Genomic DNA, 2,455 nt, shown 5'->3' on the forward strand with positions numbered 1-2,455 from the left:
GCGGCATCGGCGACCTCGCGGCGGTCTGCGAGGAGCTGGCCGCCGCCGGGTGCCCGCTGCTGCTGATGGTGGTGTCCCCGGCGATCTGCGCGACGATCATCGCGCGGTCCGGTACCGAGGACCAGCGGAAGCACTGGCTGCCGCGGTTCGCCGACGGGTCGGTGAAGATGGCGTTCGCGATCACCGAGCCGGACGCCGGGTCCAACTCGCACCGGATCACCACGACCGCGCGCCGGGACGGCGACGGCTGGGTGCTGTCGGGGCAGAAGACCTTCATCTCCGGCGTGGACGAGGCCGACGCCGTGCTGTTCGTCAGCCGCACCCAGGACCAGAAGGGCAACCTGCGGCCGTCGCTGTTCATCGTCCCGACCGACGCGCCCGGCTTCACCTTCACCCCGATCGAGATGGAGATCATCTCGCCGGAGAAGCAGTTCATCTGCCACCTGGACGAGGTCCGGCTGCCCTATGAGGCGCTGGTCGGCGACGAGGACGGCGGGCTGCTGCAACTGTTCGCCGGCCTCAACCCCGAGCGGATCATGGCGTCCGCGATGGGGGCGGGCATCGGCCGGCTGGCCCTCGGCAAGGCGGTGGCCTACGCCGGGCAGCGGCAGGTGTTCAAGACGCCGATCGGCGCGCACCAGGGCGTCGCGCACCCGCTCGCGCAGGCCAAGGTCGAGCTGGAGCTCGCCCGGCTCATGGCGCAGAAGGCGGCCTGGCTGTACGACGAGGGCGACGACATGGGCGCGGGCGAGGCCGCGAACATGGCCAAGTACGCCACCGCCGAGGCCGCGATCCACTGCGTGGACACGGCCATCCAGACGCACGGCGGCAACGGCCTGACCACCGAGTACGGCGTCGGGATGCTCGCGGGGGTCGTCCGGCTCATGCGGATCGCGCCGGTCAGCCGCGAGATGATCCTGAACTTCGTGGCGCAGCACTCGCTGGGGCTGCCCAAGTCGTACTGAGCCGGCCACGATCCGGCCGCCGCGCCGCCTACGGGCCGGCCGGCCGCGGCGCCAACGAGTCGGCCGGCCGGGGACCCGCGGGTTCGGGGGCGGCGGTCAGCGGGCGCAGGGACTCCAGCAGCGCGCGCATGTCGGTGAGGGCGGCGCGCGCGTGCGCGGCGACCTCGGTCAGCGCGGCGGACCGGTCGGCGTCCGGGTCGGCGAGGGCGTCCTCGGCGACCCGGACGAACCGGGCCGTCCGGTCCAGGACGGTGCCGCGCAGCCCCTGGGTGACGCGGTGCCGCTCCGCGGTGACGGCCGCGCCCGCCCGGGCGGCCATGGTCTCCAGCGCCGCGTTCTCCCAGCGGTGCCCGCGGGTCACCACCGCCTTGCCGAGCAGCCACGCGGGCACGAACAGCGCCAGCCCGAGGGCGTAGCCGATGAGCAGGCCCGGTAGCAGCGCCGAGGTGCCGCCGAGCCGGGCGAACCCGGCGCCGAACGTCGCCGCCCAGGCGACCGCGGCGACCAGCGGCGCCGGCCAGGCCGGGACGCCGCGCCGGGCGTAGGCGGCGACCGCGTACACGGCGCTGACCAGGGTGGTCGCGCCGACGAGCAGGAGCCCGGTCATGGCGGTCCGGGTCGTCCCGGCGGTGCAGGCCCAGACGATGTCGAACCCGGTCGTCCAGGCCAGGACGGCGTAGGGGGCGTGCCGCCGCCACCACAGCGGCAGCGCCCGCAGCAGGAACGCCGCGACCAGGAGCGCGATCGACCCGAACGTCCAGCCGGTCAGCACCGGCTCGGGCGGCACGAACGCGATCAGCGCGGGCAGCAGCACCGACTGGACGATCAGGATGCCGTCCACGACCTCGGGCCAGCCGTGCCGACGGCCGTCCGCGACGCCCGTGGGAAGCCCGGCGCGGACCCGCCAGCCGCCGCCCCCGTCCGGACCCGCCGCCAGCGTCCCGCCCAGCGCCACGGCCCGCGCCCGCATCCCGGCGACGCCCCGGCCGGTGCCGAGCGGCGGGACGTATCCCTCGACCTCCGGGACGCCGTTGCCGACCTCGACCTCCACCGCGCCCGGCACGTAGCGGACGGAGATCTCCACGGGCGCGCCGGAGGCGTACCGCATGGCGTTGGTCAGCGACTCCTGGACGATCCGGTACGCCGCCGTCACGACCTGCGGCGGCAGTCTGCGCGCCCGGCCCTCGACGTCGAGGGTAACCGGCGTCCCGAGCCGCCGGATGCCCTCGCACAGCGGCGGGAGCAGCGCGGCCAGGCCCTCGCCCGCCTGCCCGTCCGGTTCGACCTCGTCCACCAGCCGGGCGAGGGCCGCGAGCACGTCGCGCCCGGTCTCGGCGGCGGCCTCCAGCGCCCGGGCGGCCAGCGCCGGGTCCGGCACCGACGCCACCGCCCCGCTGTGCACGACCACCGCGCTCAGGTGGTGGCCCGCCACGTCGTGCAGGTCGCGGGCCAGCCGCTCGCGCTCGGCCGCGGCGGCGGCGTGGTGCTCG

Annotated in this window: 2 protein-coding genes; one reads left to right on the top strand and one right to left on the bottom strand. The window is 76.0% G+C overall.

Annotation, left to right across the window (positions count from 1 at the left end):
• Positions 1-965: acyl-CoA dehydrogenase family protein (locus tag AB0J52_RS36230; protein WP_500187428.1), on the top strand; the 965-nt coding region annotated here is incomplete at its 5' end.
• Positions 966-993: 28 nt separating this feature from the next.
• Here AB0J52_RS36230 and AB0J52_RS36235 read toward each other — a convergent pair.
• Positions 994-2,455, bottom strand: a 1,462-nt coding sequence (locus AB0J52_RS36235) for a histidine kinase (protein WP_500187429.1), incomplete at its 5' end; no start/stop codon positions are given.

Origin of the sequence: Spirillospora sp. NPDC049652, assembly GCF_040675125.1 — a bacterium.
In the GTDB taxonomy this organism is placed as follows: Bacteria; Actinomycetota; Actinomycetes; order Streptosporangiales; family Streptosporangiaceae; genus Spirillospora.